Source organism: Halomicrococcus pelagicus, from assembly GCF_051917725.1.
Taxonomy (GTDB): domain Archaea; phylum Halobacteriota; class Halobacteria; order Halobacteriales; family Haladaptataceae; genus Halomicrococcus.
In genome coordinates, this window is the sequence record NZ_JBQBLX010000002.1 from 569,238 (window position 1) to 595,123 (window position 25,886).

Sequence of the window (25,886 nt, forward strand, 5' to 3'; positions counted from 1 at the left end):
TCACCCTGCGAACTGCTCCCACACGACGACGACGGAGGGCGTCAGTGCGACCGCCGTGAGATAGGAGTAGAAGACGCTCAGCGCGATGACGAGGCCGAACTGCCCGAGCACGGGCGTGATGGCGAGGACGAGGATGGCCGTCCCGGAGACCGTCGTCACCATGCTCCCCGTCAGCGCGCCACCGGTTCCGCGGACGGTCCGTTCGAGCGCGCGGACGACGTCGGCGTCCCGGTCGCCGCCCTCCCAGTCGTACTCGTCGGTGAACCGGTGGACGACGTGAGCCGAGTAGTCCACGCCGAGGCCGAGCGCGATGGCGAGCACCGTCGCAGTGAGTGCGTTGAACGGGATGTCGAGCAACCGCATCGTCCCGGCCAGCAGCGCGACGGCGACGACGATGGGGAAGAGGTTGATGACGCCGAACGCCGCCCGCCCGACGAGGACGCGGTAGACGATTGCGAGGAAGATGGCGGTGGCGACGAGCGCCGAGGTGAGACTGCGAACCGCCGACGAGAGGATGATGGCGGCCACCGACTGGAAGACGACGACTTCGCCCGTCGCGGTCGCTGCCAGGCGATAGCGGTCCGCGACGCGACGGGCGTCGCGCGTGATGGTCTCCTGGGAGGCGGTGCTTTTCACGGAGTAGACGACTCTCGCACTCCGGCGGTCCTCCGTGATGTACTGCAGCGCCTGCGCCCGGACCGGCGAGGAGAGCAACCGGTCGTAGATGCGGTCGAGGTTGTCGTCCGGGACGCCGTTGTCGTTCACGTCGTTGCGTTCGACGAGTCGCCGGAACTCGTCGGACTGCTCGCTGTACGACCGGATGACTTCGATGATGCTCTCGGCGCTGGCCCGACGGTCGGTCGCGACGAAGGAGTTCGGCGGGTTCCGGTTCGCCTGATAGATGGATTCGAGCGCGTAATCCTCCCGCAACGGCCCCTCGACGAAGACGGTCACCGTGTCGTCCTCTGCGGAGGCGAAGTTCTCCTCCAGGAAGTTGATGTTCTCCGTGACGGTGTACGTCTCCGGCGCGAACGGTTCGGGAAGCGACCGGAGGTAGGACGGCGTCTCCTCCGGCGGGAGGAAGTCCTCGTTCGAGAAGGAGGTGTCGATGCCCGTCGCGTAGTACCCGGAGACGACCGTCGTCAGGAGCGCGACCAGGAGCACCACTCCGGCGCCGCGACGGGCGAGCGTGACGCTGCCCTGCAACGTCCGGCCCAGCAGCGACCCCTCCCGACCGAGCGGTCGACGACCGGGAAGCGCCAGCCCCGCCCGTTCGCGGAGTCGGTCTGCCCAGACCTTCGCCGCCGGGAGGAAGATGCCGAAGATGAGGAACGTGAAGACGATGCCGATGGCCGCGACGACGCCGAACTCCCTGATGGGTTGCAGGCGACTCGTGGCGTTCGACGCGAACCCCACCACCGTGGTTCCGGTGACGATGGCGAACGCGACGAGCAACTGGTCGGTGGCGCTTCGCATCGCGGGTCGAATCTCCTGCCCGGTGACGCGCTCCTCGCGGTAGCGGTTGATCGTGTGGATGCCGTAGTCGATACCGACCGCCAGCAACAGCGGCGGGACCGCGACGAGCAGTTGCGTGAACGGAATCCCCACGAGGCCCGTGAACCCCAGCGTCCAGACGATGGTCATCCCCAGCGACGCGACGCCGAGCAGGAGGTCGACGGGGTCGCGGTAGACGACCAGCAGGAAGACGAAGATGAGGACCACGGCGGCCGGGACGACAATGACGAGCGAGTCGAAGGTGACGCTCGATAGCTCCGACGAGACGATGCCGCTTCCGAACACCCGGATGTCGCCGTCGACGGTCGCGACGACCGCCTGCGAGCGAAGCTGCAGGTCCGTGAGGGGGTCGTCTCCACCCTCGGCTTCCGCTCCCGCACCCGGGTCGACGCCGGTCGGAATCCGATGCTGGACGACGGCGATGGTCGCCGACGCCGACGCCGCTCGCCGGTTGAAGTCGTCGCTCAGGAGCCCTCTGAACCGGGGGTTCGAGGCCGCGGCCCGGACGGCGGCCGTTATCTCCGAAGGGGTCGACCGCTCCAGCGCCCGAATCTGTGCTTCGAGGGTCGTCGCGTTCGGGTCGAGTTGCTGTGCGACGATTCCGGCCGCACTCGTCGTGGAGACGACGCGCAGCCCCTCCCGACGTTCGAGTCGTCGTTCGGCAGTCAGCATCGCCAGCAGTTCGGGTTTCGAGAGCACGTTTCGGCCGCTCTGGATGAGTTGCGTGCTCCCCTCGTCGTTCCCGAACGTGGGCGTGAACTCCTGATTGACGGCGTCGAACGCCTCGACCGCCGGCGTGTCCTCCGTGAACTGGCTCGTTCCGGCCTCGGTCGAGAGGCGCATCGACCCGACGCCGAACACGGCGGTCAGGACGAGGAAGACGACCAGCACCGTCCGCGACCGCTCGACGATCCACTCGTCCAGCCGGTCGATGGCCCACTGGTACTCGACCACTCACCGCCACCTCCGTATCGCGACGCCGCCGACGACGAGGGCGGCCGCGACGGCGATGGCAACCAGGATTGCACCGACGTCCGCGAACGGGAGCACCCCGTCTCCCTCCGGTTCGGCGACGGCCACCGGAACCTGGTAGGTGTCGGAGAGCTTCGACTCGCCGTCGGGCGTCTCGTACTGGAAGTCGAGCGACAGCGGGTACGTCGCCGCGAGCGCACCGCCGTCCGCGCTGACGCGAAAGCGAAGCGTCGCCGACTCGTTCGGTGCCAGTCGCGGGACGAACGCCTGGTCGTCCTCGACGCTCAGCGGACTGTCGACGAACGCTCGCGCGTCCACGTTCCGCAGCGTCCGGTCGTCGTTGTTCGTCACCTCGATCACCACGGCCGCGGTCTCGCCGGCCCCCACCGACGCGTTCCGCGCGTCGACGAGGAACTCGTCCCGGCGGGCACCGACGTCGACGCGGGCTTCCAGGGGCTTGCTCCGCCGCGAGTCACCGTCCTGGTTCTCGTACCGTACCGTGAACGAGAGCTGTCGCGGCCCCTGGTCGGCGCTGTCGCTCACGTCTATCCTGTACCTGAACGGGACCGACTCGTCCGGGGCCAGGTTCCCGAGCGCGAACTCCTCCTCCAGCGGGAAGATGTTCTCGCCCGACGATTCGAGGACCAGCACCGCGCTCGAGGCGGCCTGCGGCCCTTCGTTCGTCACCGTCCCCGTGACGTTGCCCTCGTCGCCGACGCGCAGCGTGCCGTTCAGGTCGCCGAGCGAGAACGTCTGCTCGGGGTCCGGAATCACTCCGAACCTTTCCAGTTGCGTCCGGTTGCGCGTTCCGTCCTCGCTGTAGGCGATGTCGATGGCGAACGGATAGCTCGCGACGATCGTGTCGTTGCCCGCTGTCGCCTCGAACTCGAAGGTGACGTCCTCGTTCGAACCCCACTCGCCGACGAACTGGGTGGCGTTCTGGGTCCGTCCGAGCCGGATACCGCTGCTCTGGGACCGGAGGGTGACGACGGCGTCGCTGACGTCGGCGCCCGTGTTCTCGACCGTGACCGAGACCGTTCCCGAATCGCCCGCCTGGACGGTCGAAGATATCGCGGTCACCTCGAACCGGTCGAGAAAGATGCGCTCGGACGGTCGTACGGTGAAGACGAACGGACTGGTCTGCACCCGGGAGCCGTTCGCCGCGGTGTAGGCGACGACCGCCTGGAACGGATAACTGCGCGTTTCGGCGAACTCCTCGGCGACGAGACCGAACTTCACGGTGCGGCGCTCGCCGCTGTCCCAGGCGCCGACCGACTGGGTGGCGTTCCGCGAGCGGCCGAACCGGACGCTCTCGTTGGGCGATTCGACGAAGACGCTGGCGTCGGTGACGGTGTCGCCGGTGTTGACGAACGTCAGCGAGAGGTTGCCCGCGCCGTCGACCGCCACGTTCGAGGACGTCGAGACCAGTCGGAACTGGCCGCCCGGTTCCGCCGTCGTCGTCGCCGTCTGCTGGACGGCGGCCGCGTGTGGGTCGGGGCTCGCCGCGACGACCGCGACCCCCGACGAAACGAGCGCGAGCGCGAGAAGCGCCGCGAGCCACCGGTCGGTCATCCCTCGCATCCGTCTCGGTTACCGTCGCACGTGCGCGCGACGGACGCCACCGTCCGCGAACGTGCACGCTTCGTCGCCCGTCCCCCACCGGTCGATGCTGCTGCGTCGCGTGCCGGGAGCCGTCCTCCCGTCTCGAAAGCTGTCATCTGTTTCCCCCCCGTCACGCCACACGACGACGAGTCCTATAGGTCTGGCCTCCACCTGATCGCTCGCCGACAGTTGTGACTCCGCTCCGGATTCTGTGCGACGACCGTGGCTCCCCCGAACCCTCAGACGACGAGCCCCGAACGCTCGCGATACGTACGGGCGATCAATCGAACAGTTCGCCGTTCAGTCCCTTATCGCCATCCCAGTACGAGCGGAGGTAGAGGTATCCAACGCCAAAGAAGACGCCGACCGTCACGGCTGTCGTTATCGCGCCCATATCTCGACCACTACTCACGGTTATAAACAATTACTGGTCAGTTGGAATACTCGTACTCGCCTTTTGTTAGCAGCCAGGGGCTTCAACGGAGCCACGACGTGAAGACGCGGCTGACGGCGACCTTCGGTGGAGAAGTACGGCGTAGCGAGTACTCGACGAAGTTGTTCTGTGAAAAGGACGCCCGAGGCGGGATTTGAACCCGCGTCACGACCGTGACAGGGTCGTATGATGGGCCACTACACCACCCGGGCTTTCACGTCCGTGTCCGCACTTCCGAACGCATCACCAACTTTCTCGGTAGTGACCTTAAGGCTTTCCAAACGATGCCCGTGTGCGGAACGGTGCCGTCCAGCGATTCGGTACGGGGGCGTTCGACTCTTCCAGGGCTCCGACCGAGGCCCAAACGATTTATACCAGAATGGAGTAGATGATGGCGTCAAGGGAACTCCTCTGTCGAGGGGTGCGATAGCGTGGCGTCCGCACTCCAGTTAGCAAGTCTTAAATTGGTGCCCTGTGTAATACCCTGTAGTATCTCGTGATAGCCATTTCTCCCCCTGGCCAGAGGACCGCGCACACATGGTAGACGTAAGCCAACACGACATGGTTCCGGAGCACTCCGTACTCGACGAGGACGACGTATCGGACGTGCTTTCGGAGTACGACATCAAACGCACAGACTTACCAAAAATCAAGCGTTCCGACCCCGCGTTGCCCGACGACGCCGAGGTCGGCAACGTTATCGAGATCGTTCGTGACTCTCGAACGACCGACCGAGCGACCGTATACCGACTTGTGGTGGAATAATGCAACGGGATGACAGACGCAAACTATCGAAAGAGTACTTCTCCAAGGAACGACTCGCCGAACACCACTATCGCTCGTTCAACGCCTTCCTGAATCGCGGGATGCAGGAAGTCGTCGACGAGAAAGGGACCATCGACACGGACATCGGCGACAAGGAGGGCGAGGAGCCGGTGTACGTCGAACTCGGTGACATCCGCGTGGTCACGCCCCGCGTCCGGGAGGCGGACGGGAGCGAGGAACTCCTCTACCCCCAGGAGGCTCGCCTGCGCAACATCACCTACGCCGCGCCGGTGTTCATGGAGATGACCATCGTCAAGGGCGAGAACGACGACAAGCGAGTCGTCGACTCGACGGAGACGAAGGTGGGCCGGATGCCCGTCATGGTCGGCTCCGAGAAGTGTAACATCGCCGGTTTCGACGACGACGAACTCATCGAGATCGGCGAGGACCCCGCCGACCCCGGCGGCTACTTCATCGTCAACGGCTCCGAGCGGGTGCTGATGACGAGCGAGGACCTCGCGCCGAACAAGATCCTGGCCGAGTACGACACGAAGTACGGCGACGAGATTCAGGTCGCCAAGACGTTCAGCCAGCGCCGCGGATACCGCGCGCTGGTGCTGGTCGAGCGTTCCCGCGACGGCCTGCTGGAAGTGTCGTTCCCCTCCGTCTCGGGGAGCGTCAACTTCGTCACGCTCGTTCGCGCGCTCGGCCTCGAATCCGACGAGGAGATCGTCCACCGGGTCAGCGACGACCCCGAGATAGTGAAGTTCATGCTGGAGAATCTGGAGGCCGCGGACGTCCAGAGCCAGGAGGAAGCCATCGAGGCACTGGGCAAACGCGTCGCCTCCGGCCAGGGCAAAAACTACCAGCTCAAGCGGGCGAACTACGTCATCGACCGCTACCTCCTCCCGCACCTCCACGAGGAGGGCGTCGACGAGGAGGACGTCCGCATCAACAAGGCGTACTACCTCGCCCGCATGGCCGAGGCGTGTTTCGAACTCGCCCTGGGCCGGCGCGAGGCCGACGACAAGGACCACTACGCGAACAAGCGTCTGAAGGTCTCCGGCGACCTGATGAAGGACCTGTTCCGGACGGCGCTGAACAAGCTGGCCCGCGACGTGAAGTACCAGCTCGAACGCGCGAACATGCGCAACCGCCAGCTCTCGGTCAACACGGTCGTCCGGTCGGACGTGCTCACCGAGCGCCTCGAACACCCCATCGCGACGGGGAACTGGGTCGGCGGCCGCTCGGGCGTCTCTCAGCTGGTCGACCGCACCGACTTCATGGGCGTCCTGTCGCACCTGCGCCGGCTTCGGAGCCCGCTGTCGCGCAGTCAGCCCCACTTCGAAGCCCGGGACCTGCACGCGACCCAGTGGGGTCGCATCTGCCCCTCCGAGACCCCGGAGGGACCGAACTGTGGTCTGGTGAAGAACTTCGCGCAGGCGATGGAACTCAGCCAGAACGTCGACGACGAACAGGAACTCAAACGAGAGCTCTCCTCGATGGGTGTCGAGGGCATCCCCGGCATCGAGAGCATCGAGAGCAGCGCGGCAAGCGCGGACGACTAACATGAGTCAGGGACGAGAAGCGAAAGTTTACGTCAACGGTAGTCTGGTCGGGACCCATCCCGACCCCGAACAGCTCGCAGACCAGGTCCGAGAGGCGCGCCGCCGCGGCGACGTCAGCGAGATGGTCAACGTCTCGGTGAAAGACCGCACGCGCGAGGTCATCATCAACGCCGACGCGGGTCGCGCCCGGCGACCCCTGCTCGTCATCGAGGACGGGGAGCCGCTCGTCACCGAGGACGAGGTCGAGGCGCTGAAGAACGGCGACCTCGATTTCAAGGACCTCGTCGACCGCGGCAAGGTCGAGTTCATCGACGCCGAGGAGGAGGAGGACGTCTACGTCGCCGTCGACGACGACGAACTCACCGAGGACCACACCCACCTCGAGGTCGACCCGCAGCTCATCTTCGGCATCGGCGCGGGCATGATTCCGTACCCGGAACACAACGCCAGCCCTCGCATTACGATGGGCTCGGGGATGATCAAGCAGTCGCTGGGGCTGCCGTCGGCGAACTATCGCATCCGGCCGGACACGCGCCAGCACCTGCTGCACTACCCGCAGCTCTCGATGGTGAAGACCCAGACGACCGAACAGATCGGCTACGACGAACGACCGGCGGCCCAGAACTTCACCGTCGCCGTGATGAGCTACGAGGGATTCAACATCGAGGACGCCCTGGTGCTCAACGGCGGGTCGGTCGACCGGGCGCTCGCCCGCTCGCACTTCTTCCGGACGTACGAGGGTGAGGAACGGCGCTACCCCGGCGGCCAGGAGGACCGCTTCGAGATTCCGGACGACGACGTGCGCGGTGCGCGCGGCGAAGAGGCGTACACCCACCTCGACGAGGACGGCCTAGTCAACCCCGAGACGCGCGTCGACGAGAACAGCGTGCTGCTGGGCAAGACGAGCCCGCCCCGGTTCCTCGAGGAGCCCGACGACATGGGCGGCCTCTCGCCCCAGAAGCGCCGCGAGACGTCGGTGACGATGCGCTCGGGCGAGTCCGGCGTCGTCGACACCGTCACCCTGATGGAAGGTGAGGACGGCTCGAAGCTGTCGAAGGTGTCGGTGCGCGACGAGCGCATCCCGGAACTCGGCGACAAGTTCGCGTCCCGCCACGGTCAGAAGGGCGTCGTCGGTCACATCGCTCCCCAGGAGGACATGCCGTTCACCGAGGAGGGCGTCGTGCCGGATCTCATCCTCAACCCGCACGCGCTCCCCTCGCGCATGACGGTCGGCCACGTCCTGGAGATGATCGGCGGCAAGGTCGGCGCGCTGGAGGGCCGGCGCGTCGACGGCACCGCGTTCACCGGCGAGGACGAGGAGGAACTCCGGGGGTCGCTGGAGGACCACGGGTTCAAGTCCTCCGGCAAGGAGGTCATGTACTCCGGCGTCACGGGCGAGAAGATCGAGGCCGAAATCTTCGTCGGCACCATCTTCTACCAGAAGCTCTACCACATGGTGTCGAACAAGCTTCACGCCCGCTCGCGCGGCCCGGTGCAGGTGCTCACGCGCCAGCCCACGGAGGGTCGTGCCCGCGAGGGTGGCCTGCGCGTCGGGGAGATGGAGCGCGACGTGCTCATCGGACACGGTGCCGCCCTGACGCTGAAAGAACGCCTGCTCGACGAGTCCGACCGCGAGTGGATCTACGTCTGTGCGAACTGTGGAATGAGCGCGGTCGAGAACGTCGAGCAGAACCGCGTCTACTGTCCGAACTGCGACGAGGAGACCGACATCCACGAGATAGAGATGTCGTACGCCTTCAAGCTCCTGCTCGACGAGATGAAGGCGCTCGGCATCGCTCCGCGACTCGAACTGGAGGACGCAGTCTAACATGTCAACAGGCCAAACACCGAAGGAGATCGGCGAAATCAGCTTCGGGCTGATGGACCCGGAGGAGTACCGCGAGATGTCGGCGACGAAGATAATCACCGCCGACACGTACGACGACGACGGGTTCCCCATCGACATGGGACTCATGGACCCGCGGCTGGGCGTCATCGACCCCGGCCTGGAGTGCAAGACCTGCGGCAAACACTCCGGTTCCTGTAACGGGCACTTCGGCCACATCGAACTCGCCGCGCCCGTCATCCACGTCGGGTTCACGAAGCTCATCCGCCGACTGCTCCGGGGCACCTGTCGCAACTGTTCGCGACTCCTGCTCACGGAGGACGAGAAGGAGAAGTACCGGGGCATGCTCGACCGGACGAAGGAACTGGGCAACGACATCAACGACGTGACGAAGTCGGCCATCCGGGAAGCCCGCAAGAAGGACCGCTGTCCGCACTGCGGCGAGGTCCAGTACGACATCAACCACGAGAAGCCGACGACGTACTACGAGGTCCAGCAGGTCCTGACAAGCGAGTACAGCGAGCGCATCGCGGCCGCGATGCAGGGCGCCCTCGACGACGACGAGGAGCGCGAGCCGATGGCTCCCCAGGACCTCGCCGACCAGACCGGCATCGACATCTCGCGCGTCAACGACATCATGTCCGGCGAGTTCCGTCCGCGCGAGGACGACCGCAAGGCCATCGAGAAGGCGCTCAACGTGGACCTCACCGAGGAGGACATGAACAAGCTGATGCCCAGCGACATCCGGGACTGGTTCGAGGACATCCCGGACGAGGACATCGCCGTGCTCGGCATCAACCCCGACCGCTCGCGACCCGAGTGGATGATTCTCACCGTGCTTCCGGTGCCGCCGGTCACCGCCCGACCCTCCATCACGCTGGACAACGGCCAGCGCAGCGAGGACGACCTCACCCACAAGCTGGTCGACATCATCCGCATCAACCAGCGGTTCATGGAGAACCGCGAGGCGGGTGCGCCCCAGCTCATCATCGAGGACCTCTGGGAACTGCTGCAGTACCACGTCACGACGTTCATGGACAACGAGATTTCGGGCACGCCGCCGGCCCGACACCGCTCCGGTCGGCCCCTCAAGACGCTCTCCCAGCGCCTGAAGGGCAAGGAGGGCCGGTTCCGTGGTAGCCTGTCCGGCAAGCGCGTGAACTTCTCCGCCCGGACCGTCATCTCGCCGGACCCGACCCTCTCGCTGAACGAGGTCGGCGTCCCCGAGCGCGTCGCCCGCGAGATGACGCAGACGATGAACGTCACCGACCGGAACGTCGAGGAGGCCCGCCGCTACGTCCGCAACGGACCCGAGGGGCATCCGGGCGCGAACTACGTCAAGCGCCCGGACGGTCGTCGCCTGAAGGTGACCGAGAAGAACTGCGAGGAGCTCGCGACGAAGGTCGAGGCCGGGTGGGAGGTCAACCGCCACCTCGTCGACGGCGACATCGTCATCTTCAACCGCCAGCCCTCGCTGCACCGGATGTCCATCATGGCCCACGAGGTGGTCGTGATGCCGTACAAGACGTTCCGCCTGAACACCACGGTCTGCCCGCCGTACAACGCCGACTTCGACGGCGACGAGATGAACATGCACGCGCTCCAGAACGAGGAGGCTCGCGCGGAAGCGCGCGTCCTCATGCGCGTGCAGGAACAGATTCTCTCGCCGCGCTTCGGCGAGAACATCATCGGGGCCATCCAGGACCACATCTCCGGGACGTACCTGCTGACCCACCAGAATCCCGAGTTCAACGAGACGCAGGCGCTCGACCTGCTCCGTGCGACCCACGTCGACGAACTGCCGGAACCGGACGGCACCGACGAGGTCAACGCACCGTTCTGGACCGGTCGGACGCTGTTCTCCGAACTGCTGCCCGGCGAACTCGACCTCGAGTTCAGCAGTTCCGCCGGCGACACCGTCGTCATCGAGGAGGGCCAGCTGACCGAAGGCACCATCGACGAGGACGCGGTCGGCGCGTTCGGTGGCGAAATCGTCGACACCATCTGCAAGGTGTACGGCGAGACGCGCGCTCGTCAGTTCATCAACGAGGTCGCGGCCCTGGCGATGCGCTCCATCATGCACTTCGGGTTCTCGCTGGCCATCGACGACGAGACCATCCCGCCGGCGGCCCAGGAGCAGATCGACGAGGCCATCGACAACGCCTACGAGCGCGTCGAGAACCTCATCGACACGTACGAGGCGGGCGAACTGGAGTCGCTGCCGGGCCGCACCGTCGACGAGACGCTGGAGATGAAGATAATGCAGACGCTCGGCAAGGCCCGCGACTCCGCGGGTGACATCGCCGAGGACCACTTCGACGACGAGAACCCGGCCGTCATCATGGCCGAGTCCGGCGCGCGTGGTTCGATGCTCAACCTGACCCAGATGGCCGGCTGCGTCGGCCAGCAGGCGGTTCGCGGCGAGCGCATCAACCGCGGATACGAGGACCGCACGCTCAGCCACTACAAGCCCAACGACCTGTCGGCGGACGCCCACGGCTTCGTGGAGCACTCCTACACCGGCGGGCTGACGCCGCTGGAGTTCTTCTTCCACGCGATGGGCGGCCGCGAGGGTCTGGTGGACACGGCGGTCCGGACCTCCAAGTCCGGCTACCTCCAGCGTCGGCTCATCAACGCGCTGTCCGAACTGGAGACCCAGTACGACGGCACCGTCCGGGACACGAGCGACACCATCGTCCAGTTCGAGTTCGGCGAGGACGGCACGTCGCCGGTGCGGGTCTCCTCGAGCGAGGAGAACCCCATCGACGTGGAGGACATCGCCGACCGCATCATCGAAGAGGAGTTCGGCGACGCCGCGCGCAAGGAGGAGTTCCTCGGCGAGCGGACGCCGCCGACGAACCTCTCCGAACACGCGGACGCACGGCAGGTGAGATCCGATGACTGAGCTATCCGACGAAATCGAGGCCGTCGTGGAGGACACGGAACTCCCGAAACGGCTCAAAGACGAGGTGTACGAGACCATCGAATCGCGCGACGGCGTCACCGTCGAGCAGGCCGACCAGATCGCACGCGCCGTCGAGAACCGCTATCTGAACACCCGGGTCGACCCGCTCGACCCTGTCGGCACGGTCAGCGCCCAGTCCATCGGCGAACCCGGCACCCAGATGACGATGAACACGTTCCACTACGCGGGCGTGGCGGAGATCGACGTCACCCAGGGGCTGCCGCGGCTCATCGAGCTGGTGGACGCCCGGAAGACGCCGGACACGCCGATGATGACCGTGTATCTCGAGGACGAGTACGCGACCGACCGCGAACTCGCCCACGAGGTCGTCTGGCAGATAGAGGCGACGAAGATACTGGCGCTCGGCGACATCTCGACGAACGTCGCCGACATGATTGTCTCCATCGACCTCAACGAGGACACTCTCGAGGAGCGCATGATAACGCCCGACGAGGTGTCCGAGATAATCGAGGACGAACTCGGCGTCCAGACGAACCAGAAGGGGACGGTCATCGAGTTCGGTCCCGAGCAGCCGAGCTATCGCCAGCTGCTCCAGCTCGTCGAACAGCTGCGCGAGATAGTGTTCAAGGGCATCGAGGACATCACTCGCGTCGTCATCCGCAAGGAACAGCTCGATGAGGGCGAGCAGTTCGTCCTCTACACCGAGGGGTCGTCGTTCGGCGACGTCATCGACATCGAGGGCGTCGACGCCTCCCGGACCACCTCGAACAACATCCACGAGATTCGCAAGAACCTCGGCATCGAGGCGGCCCGCGAGGCCATCATCGAGGAGACGATGGACACGCTCGAAGAGCAGGGCCTGGACGACGTGAACGTCCGCCACCTCATGCTCGTTGCGGACATCATGACCAACCGCGGCGAGATAGAATCCATCGGCCGCCACGGCATCTCCGGTAGCAAGGAGTCGGTCCTCGCGCGGGCAGCGTTCGAGGTGACGGTCAACCACCTCCTCGACGCCGCCATCCACGGCGAGGTCGACGACCTGAACGGCGTCACGGAGAACGTCATCGTCGGCAAGCCGATCAAGCTCGGTACCGGTGACGTCGACCTCCGGATGGGGTCGGTCAGTCGCGGCGCGGAACCGTCGGACTGATGACAGTCACCCTCTCGGACGCCGCCCGCCAGTACATCGCCCTCTTCGAGGAGGAGACGGGGGCGACGGCGCGGGACTGCGTCGTGTTCGACGAGGACGAGAAGCGCGTCGTCTTCGTCGTCAAACCGGGCGAGATGGGGCAGGCCATCGGCCCGGGCGGCCGGACGGTCGAGCGCATCGAGGAGAGCATCGGCGCGGACGTGGAACTCGTCGAGGACGCCGACACGGCCGAGGACTTCGTCGCCAACGCACTCGCGCCCGCCGCGGTGTACAACGTCACCATCAGCGAGAACGACGACCTGCTCGCCTACGCCGAGGTGGCCGAGGAGGACACCGGCGTCGCCATCGGTGCGGACGGTCGCAACATCGAGACCGCGAAACTGCTGGCCGACCGTCACTTCGGCGTCGACGACATCCAGCTTACGTAGTCGCGCTCGTCGCCGCTCGTTTCTCCGTTCGATTCCTGCGTTCGTTCCAGAAGGTGGGTCGTCGGCACCGCCCCGACCGTCCGAGCGAACCGATAACAGATTTTAAATAATTTCGGTGATACTGCGACTCGATGACGTTCGAACAGCGACGACGGCGATTTCTTCGGTGCCTTGGCGCGGCGGTCGGGGTCGGTGCCGTCGGGTCGACGGCGAACGTGTCGACGGCGAACGCGACGGCCGTCGGGTCGACTCGCGGCGACTGGCCGATGGGGGGCCACGACGTCGGAAGCACGCGGTACGCGAACGTCGACGCCCCGGTGGCGGACCTGCGCGCGACGACGCGAGTGTCGGTCGGCGGTTATCCGGGCGTCGCGGTCGTGGACGACGTCGTCTACGTCGGCGGGCGGTCCCTCTCGGCGCGGCGTCGGGACGGGACGGTGAAGTGGGAGCACGGCGAGACGAACGACTGGAGAGTGCCGGCGGTCGTCGACGGCACCGTCTACTCGACGACGGAGGAGAGGGTCCACGCGCTGGACGCGGCCGACGGGGAGCGGGAGTGGTCGTTCCGGACGGGGACGCGGTTCACGGTCGTCCTGCCGACCGCGGAGGCGGTGTACCTGGTGGCGACCGACTACCTGCCCCGCCAGTCGGACGAGGACGGCACCGTCTACGCCCTGAACCCGGCCGACGGGAGCGTGCGGTGGAAGCGCTCGGTACCGAAGCTCTGGACGACGTCGGTCGCCGACGGGAGCGTGTACGCCTCCAGCGGCGAGAACAGGGTCTACGGCCTCGACGCGACCAGCGGCGAGCGGCGGTGGGTCCGGGACGTCGACGGACGACCGAGCGCGCTCCACGCCGACGCCGGCCGCGTCTACGTCTCCCAGGACGGGCGTCTGACCGCGCTCGACGCGAACTCGGGCGGGAAGCAGTGGCGGTACGTCGCGCCCAGCGACGGGTACTGCTCGCTCGCGGTCGCCCCGGACGCCGTCTACCTGGTCCGGCAGGCCGCCGAGTTGACCGTCTTCGACCCCAGGACCGGGGTGGAGCGGTGGTCGACCAGGAGGACGGACGGCATGCCGATGGCGGTCACGGACGACGCGCTCTACCTCCGGGACAGGCGTTCGCTGAACGTGGTATCGACCGAGGACGCGAGCATGCTCGGCCGGTTCGTCGCGGACGCGCGGATACACCTCGCGGCGGTGACCGACGACGACCTGTTCGTCACGGACGTCGAGGGCAACCTGTACCGGGTCGTCGAGCAGGGACGCGAGACGACCACGGCGGCCGGCGGCGACGCCGGTGGTTCGGCGGCCGCGACCGTCGGGGTCGGCCCGGACGGCGAACTCGTCTTCGCGCCCGAGACGGTGACGGTTCCGGCCGGGACGACCGTGCAGTGGGTCTGGTACTCCAACGGTCACGGCATCGCCGTCGACAGCCAGCCCGACGGTGCCGACTGGCGCGGGACGCCGGGCGACGAAGAGCGCACCTTCGACCGCGGGTTCAGGTACGCACACACCTTCGCCGTTCCCGGCACGTACGAGTACCGATGCCCCGCCCACGACGTCGCCGGCATGACGGGCACCGTCGTCGTCACCGACTCGACGAGCACCACGCCCGGACCGTCGACGACCCCGGCGACCACGGTCGCCGGCACGTCCCGCCCGGACGGGACGACGGCGACGACCGGGTCGATGTCCGGCGGCCTCGCCGATACGTCGGACGCTCCGGAGGGCACCACCGACAGCGGCGGCCAGCCCGGGATGGGACTGCTCGCCGGCCTGGCCGGCGTCGCGGGCGCGGGGTACCTGCTCGGGCGGTCCGGCGACGAGTAGCGAGGGCCGGTCGTCCGCGACCGTCGGACGGAACCGAAACCGATTCTCAGGGGCGCTCTGGTTCTCACCGTGCCAGAAAACCAGTGAGGCGGAGCGCTGAAACGCCCTCAGATTCCTCCTCGGACCCCGTTACGCGACGCTGCGTCCGTCTCGACGACGACGAAAGGGGACGCTTAAGTAGCTCCGTCGGGAACTCAATTGCATATGGCGAACGGCAAGTACGCAGCTCGCAAGCTGAAGAAGGACCGCCAGAAACACCGGTGGTCCGACTCCGAATACGCCCGACGCGAGCGCGGCCTCGGGGAGAAGTCCGACCCCCTCGAAGGCGCGCCGCAGGGTCGAGGTATCGTCCTGGAGAAGGTGGGCATCGAGGCCAAACAGCCCAACTCGGCCATCCGGAAGTGCGTCCGGGTCCAGCTCATCAAGAACGGCAAACAGGTCACCGCCTTCTGTCCCGGCGACGGTGCCATCTCGTTCATCGACGAGCACGACGAGGTCACCATCGCGGGCATCGGCGGCGCGAAGGGTCGCGCGATGGGCGACCTCTCCGGCGTCAACTACAAGGTCGTGAAGGTCAACGGCGTGAGCCTCGAAGAACTCGTCCGCGGTAACGCGGAGAAGCCGGTGCGATAACCATGTCTGCCGACGAACAACCCGAACCCGACAAGCACGTCGGGACCGAGGGCGAGGACGCCGTGGCACAGCTGTTCGGCAAGTGGGACGTGACGAACATCGAGTACGGCGACCCCAGCACGGAGCGGTACATCTCCGTCACGCCCGTCGCGCACACGATGGGCCGTCACGCCAGAAAGCAGTTCCAGAAGAGCGAGGTCAGCATCGTCGAGCGCCTCGTCAACCGCCTGATGCAGACCGAGGAGAACACGGGCAAGAAACAGCAGACGATGCGCATCACGCGCGAGGCGTTCGACATCATCCACGACCGCACCGAGGAGAACCCGGTGCAGGTGCTGGTCACCGCCGTCGAGAACGCCGCACCGCGCGAGGAGACGGTCCGCCTGAAGTACGGTGGCATCTCCGTCCCGAAGGCCGTCGACGTCGCGCCCCAGCGTCGCGTCGACCAGGCCCTGAAGTTCCTCGCCGAGGGCGTCTACAACACCTCGTTCAAGTCGCCGACCGACGCCGAGGAGGCGCTGGCCGAACAGCTCATCGGCGCGGCCGACTACGACGTCCAGACGTACGCCATCAACCAGAAAGAAGAGAAAGAGCGCGTCGCCGCCGCGGCACGCTAACTCGGCCCTCTCCTCTCGTTTCTCGCTGGCTGCAAGCCACGGCTATACCGGCGCTGGACGGACGACTCACCTCCGCCCGTCCGGCTCGCGTCGGACGCCGTCCAGTCCGCTCCGCACAAGTCGTCAGGACTATACCGTACTGATTGAAACGGGCCTGAGAGTAGCCAGACGGCTACCCCGCATCATGCCTGGAGACGACGAACGCCGAATACAGGACCGCAGGCGGTCGGTACTGGCCGGAATCGCTGGAGCGGTGTCGGTAGCGACCGCCGGCTGTCAGGAGTTCCGTAGCATCGCCAACCGCACTTCCTCGAAGCAGGTGGAGCTGGAGGTGAAGACGGTGCCCGCCGACGTCGACCCGCGAGCGACCCACATCGCGCGCACCGTGACAGACCACCTGCAAGCTGTCGGCGTCGACGCGGCGGTCACCCCGATGACCGAACAGGAACTCCTCCGCGACGTGCTCATCAACAACGCGTTCGACCTGTACGTGGCCCGCCACCCGGGCTACGACGACCCCGACTTCTTGCGGCCGCTCCTCCACTCCCGCTTCGCCGAGGAGCCGGGCTGGCAGAACCCGTTCGGCTTCACCGACCTCGACGTGGACGAACTCCTCGACGCCCAGCGACGGGTTCAGGACGGTCAGCGTAGCGACCGACTGGCGGCGCTCCAGCGCCGCGTCGCTCGACACCAGCCGCTCGCGGTCGTCGCCTTCCCAGACGACATCTGGGGGGTTCGGACCGACCGGTTCGTCGGATGGGAGCGATTCGGACTCGGACGTTCGCTCGGCTATCTCGCGCTCGACGACGTGGACGGACGGGACCGACTCACCGTGGTAGTCACCGACGACAGGCTGACGAAGAACCTGAACCCGATAGCGGCCGAGTTCCGCGGCCGCGGGACGTTCACCGGCCTGCTGTACGACTCCCTCGGGCGGCGCTACGGCGGCGGCGTCGAACCGTGGCTCGCCGAGCGGTGGGAGTGGCTCGACCGAGACGAACACGACGGCCTGACGGCGCGGGTGCATCTCCGCGAAGACGCGCGGTGGCACGACGGTCCCCCGGTCACCGCCGAAGACGTGGCGTTCACGTACGAGTTCCTCACCGACACGTCGCTCGGCCGCGAGGAGGGACCGGTGCCGGCTCCGCGGTTCCGCGGGCGCGTCTCGCTCGTCGACCGGGTAACGCCGGTGAACGGCCGCACCGTGGAGGTCGCTGTCGCGGCCGGGTCGCGGACGGTCGCCGAGCGGGTGTTCACCGTACCGATACTGCCGCGGCGCGAGTGGGAGTCGAAGGCGGCCCAGGCGGCGGTCGCGGGTATCGGGTTCGACGACCGGACGACGGAGGCCGTCGTCTGGAACAACCCACAACCGGTGGGGAGCGGTCCGCTCCGGTTCGAGGAGAAGGAGGCCGAAGAGCGGGTCGTCCTCTCGCGGTTCGACGACCATTTCCTGCACGCCGACCGGCCCGGCGAGACGTCGTTCGGGGCCGCCTTCGAGCGACTCTCCGTTCAGGTCGCGCCGTCCGACTCCGCGGCGGTCGAGCTCCTCGGCGCGGGGCAGGCGGACGCGACGGCGTCGGCGCTCTCGCAGCGCCTCGTCCCGGAGATAGCGCGCCGCGCCGACGTCAATCTCGTCGCCGAGACGTCGCGGTCGTTCTACCACCTCGGGTTCAACGTCCAGCGGACGCCGCTCGGAAATCCGCGGTTCAGGCGAAACGTCGCCCGACTCCTGGACAAGGAGGCCATCGTCGCCGAGGTGTTCGACGGCTACGCGACGCCGGCCGCCACCCCTCTCGAAGTCACTGACTTCGCGGCCGCCGACCTCGCGTGGGAAGGTGAGGACCCGGTGTTGCCGTTCTTCGGCTCGGACGGCGACCTCGCCGTCGAGCGAGCCAAGGAGGCGTTCCGCGAGGCTGGCTACCGGTACAGCGACGGCGGAGAACTGGTCAGTCGGTGAAATCCATCACATGATCGCCGTCAACGTCATTGCCCGGGTGATGCTCGTCGTCTTCGCAGCGGTGGCCGTCGCCACCCCGGTGTTCGTCGGGTGGGAACGCGTGCGTCGCTTGCCGCGGTCGGTCGTGCGTCGCGGCCGTGCCGTCGGCCCGCAGCTCGTCGCGCTGGTCGTCCTCCTGCTGGTCAACAGCGTCGTTCGCGACTTCGGCCCGGAGCTCTCGTGGATACTCGGCTGGAACGTCACCGGCGCCATCCACGCCATAGAGGGGACGTTCGTCGCCCAACTCCAGTCGACGCTCGCCACCCCGGCGCTCACGCTGTACTTCTCGCTCGTCTACGTGTACGGGTACGCCTTCCTGCTCGTCTTTCCGCTAATCGCCTACGTCTCGCTCGACGACCCGGGGCCGCTACGGCGGACCGTCGTCGCCTACGGCGTCAACTACGGCGTCGGGGTCGTCTGCTATCTCCTGTTTCTCGCGTACGGTCCCCGGAACCTCATGCCCGAGCTGGTCGATTCGCTGCTGTACGTCAACTATCCACAGTACCAGCTGCTGACGACGGAGGTGAACAGCAACACCAACGTCTTCCCGTCGCTCCACACCTCGCTGTCGGTCACGGTGTGTTTGCTCGCCGCCCGGACACGGGATGTCTACCGCGCGTGGTGGTACGTCGCGACGGCGCTCGCAGGTAGCGTCGCGGTTTCGACGATGTACCTCGGCATCCACTGGGGAGTGGACGTCGTCGCGGGAACCGCGCTCGGCGCCCTGAGCGTCCACCTCGCCGGCCACCCCGTCTTCGAACCGGAGTGACAGCGTCAGTCCGCTGCCTGCCCGTCGCTCCCGAGGACGTACTCCTGGGTGGCGTCGACGAGGGCTTTCCGGTACTCGCTCTCGCCGGGGTCGTCGCCCAGCGCGCGGAAGCGGTACTTGAACGTCTGGACGTCGACGTCGGGGGCGTCGTCGGCCGCGGCGTGCGCGAGGTCGTAGAGGCGGTGGTCGCGGTCGGCGAGGTCGTGGCGCTCGACCAGCGCGAGGGCGAACGCGGCGTTGACCGCCGTTATCTCCGGGTCGGCGGTTGCGGTGGTGCGGCGGCCGCGCGCGTCGTCGGCGCGGTCGGCGAGCGCGGCGGCCAGTTCGGACTCGAGGAAGGCGACGAGCTTGTCGCTCGGGCCGACGTCGAGGGTGATGTCGTCGGCGTAGATGTCCTTCATGTGGTTGGCGATCTGGTAGCAGTGGGTGAGCTTGCGGCGCTCGACCGACCGACCGGCCAGCGCGAGGAAGAGGGCCTCCTCGGTCGACTGGGTGTGTGAGGGGTGGGCCTGCTCGTGGCGCGCCATGTGGGCGTACTCGTGGAGCGCGAGTTCGCGCGCCATCGCGCTGGTCGCGGCCTGCTGGGAGATGTTGAGGACGTGGTGGTCGTCGGGGTGGGCGGTCCACGTGCGCTCGTCGGGGTCCTGGCGGACCCTGACGTGGACCGGCCGGTCGAGGTCGCATTCGGTCTCCAGGAGGTCGGCTGCCCCGAGAAACGGCGTCGTGGGCGCGGGGCCATGCACTCGGATGTCCATGCCTGTCGTTGTCGGCTCTCCGCGGCTATTACTCTTGTGCCCTGTGTGACCGCATCACAGAGGGACGGTCCGTTTCCTGGCGGTTTCGGCTCCGGCGAAACACTATGCTTTTCAACCTCGTGCGGGTAGGAGTAGCCATATATGGGCAGACGAAAGAAGATCGTCGAACAGTGCGAACGGCTGATGGACAAGCCGGAGCAGATCCGCAACATCGCCATCGCCGCGCACATCGACCACGGCAAGACGACGCTCACCGACAACCTGCTGGCCGGCGCCGGCATGATATCCTCCGAGACCGCGGGCGAACAGCGCGCGATGGACACCGAGGAGGACGAGCAGGAACGCGGTATCACCATCGACGCCGCGAACGTCTCGATGACGCACGAGTACGAGGACACCGACTACCTCATCAACCTCATCGACACGCCGGGACACGTCGACTTCGGCGGTGACGTGACGCGTGCGATGCGCGCCGTCGACGGTGCGCTCGTGGTGGTCGACGCCGTCGAGGGGACGATGCCCCAGACGGAGACGGTGCTGCGCCAGGCGCTCCGCGAGGGCGTCAAGCCGACCCTGTTCATCAACAAGGTCGACCGTCTCATCAACGAACTCCAGGAAGGTCCCGAGGAGATGCAACAGCGGCTCATGGACGTCATCCGCGACGTCAACGAGCTCATCCGCGGGATGAACGAGGAGAAGTACGAGGAAGGCTGGAAGGTCTCCGTCGAGGACGGGACCGTCGCCTTCGGGTCGGCGCTCTACAACTGGGCGGTCAGCATGCCGTCGATGCAGCGGACGGGCATCGACTTCGGCGACATCATCGAGATGAACCGCGGCGACAACGTCGACGAACTCAAAGAGCGGTCGCCGCTCTCGAACGTCGTGCTCGACATGGTCGCCGAGCACTTCCCGAACCCCGTCGACGCTCAGCCCGAGCGCATCCCGAACATCTGGCGTGGCGACGCCGACACCCAACTCGCCGAGGACATGCAGCTGGTGAACAAGGACGGCGAGGTCGTCCTGATGGTCACCGACATCGGCATCGACCCCCACGCCGGCGAAATCGCCGCCGGACGTGTCTTCTCCGGCACGCTGGAGAAGGGCCAGGAGCTGTACGTCTCCGGCACCGCCGGGAAGAACCGACTCCAGAGCGTCGGCATCTACATGGGTGGCGAGCGCGAGGAGGTCGAGCGCGTCCCCGCGGGTAACATCGCGGCGGTCACCGGCCTGAAGGACGCCATCGCCGGCTCCACGGTGTCCAGCGAGGAGATGACCCCGTTCGAGTCCATCGAACACATCTCCGAGCCGGTCATCACGAAGTCCGTCGAGGCGAAGAACATGGACGACCTGCCGAAGCTCATCGAGACGCTCCGCCAGGTGTCCAAGGAGGACCCGACCATCCAGATCGAGATCAACGAGGACACCGGCGAACACCTCATCTCCGGCCAGGGTGAGCTTCACCTGGAGGTCATCACCCAGCGCATCGAGCGCAACCAGGGCATCCCGGTGACGACCGGTGAACCCATCGTCGTGTTCCGCGAGTCCATCCAGCACGCCACCGACACGGTCGAAGGCATCTCGCCGAACCGCCACAACCGGTTCTACCTGACCGCCGAGCCGCTCGAGCAGGAGATCGTCGAGAAGATCAAGCTCGGCGACGTGTCGATGGACATGCCCGAGCAGGACCGCCGCGAGGAACTCCAGGAGGCGGGCATGGACAAGGACACGAGCCAGAACGTCGAGGAGATTCACGGTACGAACATCCTCATCGACGACACGAAGGGTATCCAGCACCTGAACGAGACGATGGAACTCGTCGTCGAGGGTCTCGAAGAGGCGCTCGACGAGGGGCCGCTGGCCGGCGAGCCCGTCGAGGGCACCCTCATCCGGCTCGAGGACGCCCGGCTCCACGAGGACACCATCCACCGCGGTCCGGCGCAGGTCATCCCCGCCGTCCGCCACGCCGTCCACAGCGCGCTGGTCCAGGGCGAGGTCAAACTGCTCGAACCCATCCAGGACGTGCGCATCGACGTGCCGAACGAGCACATGGGCGCGGCGTCCGGCGAGATTCAGGGCCGCCGTGGTCGCGTCGACGACATGTACCAGGAAGGCGACCTCATGGTCGTCGAGGGTATCGCACCCGTCGAGGAGATGATCGGATTCGCGTCCGACATTCGGAGCGCGACCGAGGGTCGGGCCTCCTGGAACACGGAGAACGCCGGCTTCCGCGTCATGGCCGACAACCTCCAGCGCGAACAGATCATGGACATCCGCGAGCGCAAGGGCATGAAGCTCGAACTGCCCGAAGCGGTTGACTACATCTGACGCTCGCGTAGTCTCGCCGCTCCGATTCTCCTTCTCTCGACGGCGGAGTGCCGACCGACGCGTTCCGGGTCAGCGCTCGCCGCGCAGAACTATTTTGGCGTCGCAGGACGGGCAGACGCGCTCGCTGCTGTCGAACACCGTCTGACAGAACGCACAGACGTGGTCTGCGCGGTCGTCGCTCCGTCCGGTCGTTTCGGTGGGGTCGTCGACTGTCATGCTGTCACCTGCTTCCACGTGCTCCGTCCAGTGGTATTACTACGCGCCGACTAACGCCGCGAGATGGCCGCGCGTACCCGATGGTTGTTCAGTGCTAACAGTTGGCGTGGTGCGGGGCCGCCGTTTACCGGATTCCTACCGGGCGTCCGACGGCGGGCCGCGGACGAGTCGTCGGCCACGCGCCGTCCAGCGGACAATGTTGCGCTCGGGTGAACACTTATACCCGCCCGACCCGGAATCGTTCCATCATGACTGACCACGGCGACGGATCCGTGCAGGCGTACACCGTCCGCCTGGAACTCGCGGACGAACCTGGCGAACTGCTGGCTGCCCTCGAACCTATCGCGGCTCGCGGCGGGAACCTCCTCTCCGTGTTCCACGAGCGCGGGTCGCTCACGCCGCGGGGCCACATCCCGGTCGAGGTGGACCTGGAGTGTCCGCCCGACCGGTTCGACGCCATCGTCTCCGCGCTCCGGGACGCCAGCGTCAACGTCACCAGAGCCGGCGCGGAGCGCTACGACGAGGAGGTGACCGTGCTGCTGACGGGCGCGGTCCTCGAGGCGGACGTCTCCGGGACCGTCGCGCGCATCGAGGACGAGACGGGAGCGTCGGTGGTCGACCTGTCCATCTCGGCTCCCGCGGGCGAACCCGCGAGCGCGCGCCTCCGACTCGCCACGGCGTCCGACCGCGTCGACGACGTGCTGGCGTCGCTCCGGTCGGTCGCGGCCGAGAAGGAACTGTGTCTCGTCGAACCGCTCACGGAGGTCGAGGCGTGAGACTCGCCGTACTCGGTGCCGGCGCGGTCGGGCGCTCGGTCGCCGAACTCGCGAACGAGTACGGCCACGCGGTCACGGCGCTCGCCGATTCGACCGGCGCGGTCGTCGACTCCGGGGGAGTGGACGTCGAGCGCGCGTTCGCGCGCAAGGACGAGGAGGGCAGCGTCGGTCCCGCCGCGCCCGACGACGCGCTCGCCGGGGAGTACGACGCGCTGGTCGAGGCGACGCCGACGACGCTGGGCGACGCCCAGCCAGGCTTCGACCACGTCCGCGCCGCGCTGGAAGCCGACCGTCACGTCGTGCTGGCGAACAAAGGTCCAGTGGCGGAGCGCTACGACGACCTGCGCGCGCTCGAACGCGACAGCGCCGGCCGCGTCCGGTTCGAGGCGACCGTCGGCGGCGCGATTCCGGTGCTCTCCACCATCGACGCGCGCGGTCCGGAGAACGTCACCGCGGTTCGAGGCGTGCTCAACGGGACCGCGAACTTCATCCTCTCGCGGATGGCCGCGGAAGGACTGAGTTACGAGCACGTGCTCGCGGAGGCCCAGGACCTCGGCGTCGCGGAGGCCGACCCCACCTTCGACGTCGACGGCACGGACGCGGCGCTGAAGTGCGTCATCCTCGCGAACGTGCTCGCGTCCGGCGGGTACTCCCTGGAGGACGCGACGGTCGCCGGCATCCAGGACCTTCCGGGGAGCGCGCTCGACCTCGCCGCCGAGGACGGTCGGACCGTTCGACTCGTCGGCGAAGTCGACGACGGCGTTCGGGTCGGTCCGCGCCTCGTCCCGGAGCACGGGACGCTGGCCGTCTCGGGCACGCGCAACATCGTCCAGTTCGAGACGCGTCGCGGCGGCCGACTGAACCTGAGCGGCCGCGGTGCGGGCGGTCCGGAGACGGCGACCGCCGTCCTCGCGGACGTGGATCACCTCGAACGGCGGTCGTAAAGCGGCGGTTTCGCCGCTTCAATCGAGATGTGAACCGTGCCAATCGTTGGCAACAACCGCCAGACGGCACGGAGATGGACTGCATAGCGTATCGAAATGGTTTTAACCGCTTCTGCCAAATCATTCCGACAGAGCGCGTCTGCGCGTGAGATAATAATGAGCGAAGACAAACCGCACCAGAATCTGGCCATTATCGGCCACGTCGACCACGGTAAGAGTACGCTGGTCGGGCGTCTCCTCTACGAGACGGGGAACGTACCCGAGCACGTCATCGAACAGCACAAAGAAGAGGCCGAAGAGAAGGGCAAGGGCGGCTTCGAGTTCGCCTACGTGATGGACAACCTCGCCGAAGAACGAGAGCGTGGTGTCACCATCGACATCGCCCACCAGGAGTTCGACACCGACGAGTACTACTTCACCATCGTCGACTGTCCGGGCCACCGCGACTTCGTGAAGAACATGATCACGGGCGCGTCCCAGGCCGACAACGCCGTGCTCGTGGTCGCCGCCGACGACGGCGTCGCACCCCAGACCCAGGAGCACGTGTTCCTGGCCCGCACGCTCGGCATCAACGAGCTCATCGTCGCCGTCAACAAGATGGACGTCGTCGACTACAAGGAAGACACCTACAAGCAGGTCGTCTCCGAGGTCCAGGACCTGCTCAAGCAGGTGCAGTTCAACACCGAGGACGCCTCGTTCATCCCGATTTCGGCGTTCGAGGGCGACAACATCGCCGAGAAGTCCGACCAGACCGACTGGTACGACGGCGAGATCCTCCTCGACGCCCTCAACGGTCTCGAGGCTCCCGAGCCGCCGACGGAGGCCGACCTTCGCCTCCCCATCCAGGACGTGTACACGATTTCGGGCATCGGTACTGTCCCGGTCGGACGCGTCGAGACGGGGATGCTGAACACGGGCGACAACGTCAGCTTCCAGCCCAGCGACGTGGGCGGCGAGGTCAAGACCATCGAGATGCACCACGAGGAAGTCCCCGAAGCCGGCCCCGGCGACAACGTCGGGTTCAACGTCCGCGGCATCGGCAAGGACGACATCCGCCGCGGTGACGTCTGTGGCCCCGCCGACGACCCGCCGTCGGTCGCCGACACGTTCACGGCCCAGATCGTCGTGATGCAGCACCCCAGCGTCATCACGGCCGGCTACACGCCGGTCTTCCACGCCCACACGGCGCAGGTCGCCTGTACCATCGAGTCCATCGACCAGAAAATCGACCCGTCGAGCGGGGAGGTCGAGGAGGAGAATCCGGACTTCATCCAGAGCGGCGACGCCGCCGTCGTCACGGTGCGCCCCCAGAAGCCGCTCTCCATCGAGCCGTCCTCGGAGATCCCCGAGCTCGGCAGCTTCGCGATCCGCGACATGGGTCAGACCATCGCCGCCGGTCGCGTCCTCGAAGTCAGCGAGAACTAAACGATGCAGCAGGCACGAGTCCGTCTCGCAGGTGCCAACCCGTCGGACCTCGACGACATCTGCGACGACGTTCGCGAAATCGCCGAGAAAACCGGCGTCTCCCTGAGCGGGCCGATTCCGCTCCCGACGAAGACGCTGGAAGTTCCCACCCGCAAGTCTCCCGACGGTGAGGGGACCGCGACGTGGGAGCACTGGGAGATGCGCGTCCACAAGCGTCTCATTGACCTCGACGCCGACGAACGGGCGCTGCGGCAGCTGATGCGCATCCAGGTTCCCAACGACGTCAGCATCGAGATCGTCCTCGAGGACTAACTCCCCAACTTCTCTCCCTTTCTTTCCGACTTCCAGCCGTGGCTGTCGCGTTCGCGCCGCGAGCCGCGGCGACCCCAC

The 25,886-nt window shown here is 66.8% G+C and carries 20 protein-coding genes and 1 tRNA gene; 16 read left to right on the forward strand and 5 right to left on the reverse strand.

The features are described from left to right. From ACTF4R_RS07745 to ACTF4R_RS07755, 3 genes are all read right to left on the reverse strand, one after another. Entirely contained in the window at positions 1-2,469 is a 2,469-nt protein-coding gene (locus ACTF4R_RS07745; protein ID WP_440007277.1) for an efflux RND transporter permease subunit, read from the reverse strand. Beyond that, entirely contained in the window at positions 2,470-4,068 is a 1,599-nt protein-coding gene (locus tag ACTF4R_RS07750; protein ID WP_440007278.1) for a COG1361 S-layer family protein, read from the reverse strand. 593 nt (positions 4,069-4,661) lie between these two features. Next, a tRNA-Asp gene (locus ACTF4R_RS07755) sits at positions 4,662-4,734 on the reverse strand. A 325-nt stretch (positions 4,735-5,059) separates the two neighbouring features. On the opposite strand from ACTF4R_RS07755, the gene ACTF4R_RS07760 reads away from it, so the two are divergent. The 11 genes from ACTF4R_RS07760 (at position 5,060) to ACTF4R_RS07810 (ending at position 19,055) form a co-directional block, all read left to right on the forward strand. Beyond that, positions 5,060-5,287: a DNA-directed RNA polymerase subunit H gene (locus tag ACTF4R_RS07760; protein ID WP_113274964.1), complete on the forward strand. Its 228-nt coding sequence runs from the start codon at positions 5,060-5,062 to the stop codon at positions 5,285-5,287. Next, a complete protein-coding gene (locus ACTF4R_RS07765; RefSeq protein WP_433626827.1) occupies positions 5,287-6,855 on the forward strand; it encodes a DNA-directed RNA polymerase subunit B'' in 1,569 nt (522 codons plus the stop codon). The genes ACTF4R_RS07760 and ACTF4R_RS07765 overlap by 1 nt, the downstream gene beginning before the upstream one ends. Position 6,856: 1 nt before the next feature. Then, the gene (gene rpoB, locus ACTF4R_RS07770) at positions 6,857-8,683 is read left to right on the forward strand and encodes a DNA-directed RNA polymerase subunit B (RefSeq protein WP_113274966.1); all 1,827 of its coding nucleotides are present in this window, start codon (positions 6,857-6,859) and stop codon (positions 8,681-8,683) included. A gap of 1 nt (position 8,684) precedes the next feature. Beyond that, positions 8,685-11,606 (forward strand): DNA-directed RNA polymerase subunit A', encoded by a 2,922-nt coding sequence (locus ACTF4R_RS07775; protein ID WP_440007279.1) that lies wholly within the window; start codon positions 8,685-8,687, stop codon positions 11,604-11,606. Further along, complete coding sequence (rpoA2, locus tag ACTF4R_RS07780) at positions 11,599-12,780, forward strand: DNA-directed RNA polymerase subunit A'' (RefSeq protein WP_440007280.1); 1,182 nt, start codon at positions 11,599-11,601, stop codon at positions 12,778-12,780. Before ACTF4R_RS07775 ends, rpoA2 begins: the two co-directional genes overlap by 8 nt. Continuing rightward, positions 12,780-13,208 carry a NusA-like transcription termination signal-binding factor gene (locus ACTF4R_RS07785; protein WP_440007281.1) on the forward strand — a complete coding sequence of 143 codons (429 nt, stop codon included), beginning with the start codon at positions 12,780-12,782 and terminating at the stop codon, positions 13,206-13,208. Before rpoA2 ends, ACTF4R_RS07785 begins: the two co-directional genes overlap by 1 nt. 131 nt (positions 13,209-13,339) lie before the next feature. Beyond that, the gene (locus ACTF4R_RS07790; protein WP_440007282.1) at positions 13,340-15,040 is read left to right on the forward strand and encodes an outer membrane protein assembly factor BamB family protein; all 1,701 of its coding nucleotides are present in this window, start codon (positions 13,340-13,342) and stop codon (positions 15,038-15,040) included. A gap of 204 nt (positions 15,041-15,244) precedes the next feature. Beyond that, positions 15,245-15,673, forward strand: a complete 429-nt coding sequence (locus ACTF4R_RS07795; protein ID WP_113274971.1) for a 30S ribosomal protein S12 — start codon at positions 15,245-15,247, stop codon at positions 15,671-15,673. 2 nt (positions 15,674-15,675) lie between these two features. After that, positions 15,676-16,290, forward strand: coding sequence for a 30S ribosomal protein S7 (locus tag ACTF4R_RS07800; protein WP_440007283.1), 615 nt, complete (start codon positions 15,676-15,678; stop codon positions 16,288-16,290). A 184-nt stretch (positions 16,291-16,474) separates the two neighbouring features. Further along, the gene (locus ACTF4R_RS07805; RefSeq protein WP_440007284.1) at positions 16,475-18,247 is read left to right on the forward strand and encodes an ABC transporter substrate-binding protein; all 1,773 of its coding nucleotides are present in this window, start codon (positions 16,475-16,477) and stop codon (positions 18,245-18,247) included. Between the two features lie 10 nt (positions 18,248-18,257). Continuing rightward, positions 18,258-19,055: a phosphatase PAP2 family protein gene (locus tag ACTF4R_RS07810; RefSeq protein ID WP_440007285.1), complete on the forward strand. Its 798-nt coding sequence runs from the start codon at positions 18,258-18,260 to the stop codon at positions 19,053-19,055. Positions 19,056-19,060: 5 nt separating this feature from the next. Here ACTF4R_RS07810 and ACTF4R_RS07815 read toward each other — a convergent pair whose 3' ends face one another. Then, positions 19,061-19,810: a DUF5781 family protein gene (locus tag ACTF4R_RS07815; RefSeq protein WP_433626856.1), complete on the reverse strand. Its 750-nt coding sequence runs from the start codon at positions 19,808-19,810 to the stop codon at positions 19,061-19,063. Between the two features lie 141 nt (positions 19,811-19,951). Between ACTF4R_RS07815 and ACTF4R_RS07820 the strand changes: the two genes are divergently transcribed. Beyond that, on the forward strand, positions 19,952-22,135 hold the full coding sequence (locus ACTF4R_RS07820) for an elongation factor EF-2 (RefSeq protein WP_440007286.1): 2,184 nt from the start codon (positions 19,952-19,954) through the stop codon (positions 22,133-22,135). A gap of 69 nt (positions 22,136-22,204) precedes the next feature. On the opposite strand, the gene ACTF4R_RS07825 is transcribed toward ACTF4R_RS07820, so the two are convergent. Next, on the reverse strand, positions 22,205-22,351 hold the full coding sequence (locus tag ACTF4R_RS07825; RefSeq protein ID WP_433626861.1) for a hypothetical protein: 147 nt from the start codon (positions 22,349-22,351) through the stop codon (positions 22,205-22,207). 248 nt (positions 22,352-22,599) lie between these two features. Between ACTF4R_RS07825 and ACTF4R_RS07830 the strand changes: the two genes are divergently transcribed. The 4 genes from ACTF4R_RS07830 (at position 22,600) to rpsJ (ending at position 25,808) form a co-directional block, all read left to right on the forward strand. After that, the gene (locus tag ACTF4R_RS07830) at positions 22,600-23,127 is read left to right on the forward strand and encodes an amino acid-binding protein (RefSeq protein WP_113274975.1); all 528 of its coding nucleotides are present in this window, start codon (positions 22,600-22,602) and stop codon (positions 23,125-23,127) included. Beyond that, positions 23,124-24,071: a homoserine dehydrogenase gene (locus tag ACTF4R_RS07835; protein WP_440007287.1), complete on the forward strand. Its 948-nt coding sequence runs from the start codon at positions 23,124-23,126 to the stop codon at positions 24,069-24,071. Before ACTF4R_RS07830 ends, ACTF4R_RS07835 begins: the two co-directional genes overlap by 4 nt. 156 nt (positions 24,072-24,227) lie before the next feature. Beyond that, a complete protein-coding gene (tuf, locus tag ACTF4R_RS07840) occupies positions 24,228-25,496 on the forward strand; it encodes a translation elongation factor EF-1 subunit alpha (RefSeq protein ID WP_440007288.1) in 1,269 nt (422 codons plus the stop codon). A 3-nt stretch (positions 25,497-25,499) separates the two neighbouring features. Continuing rightward, positions 25,500-25,808 (forward strand): 30S ribosomal protein S10, encoded by a 309-nt coding sequence (rpsJ, locus tag ACTF4R_RS07845; protein WP_113274978.1) that lies wholly within the window; start codon positions 25,500-25,502, stop codon positions 25,806-25,808. Positions 25,809-25,886: the final 78 nt, after the last annotated feature.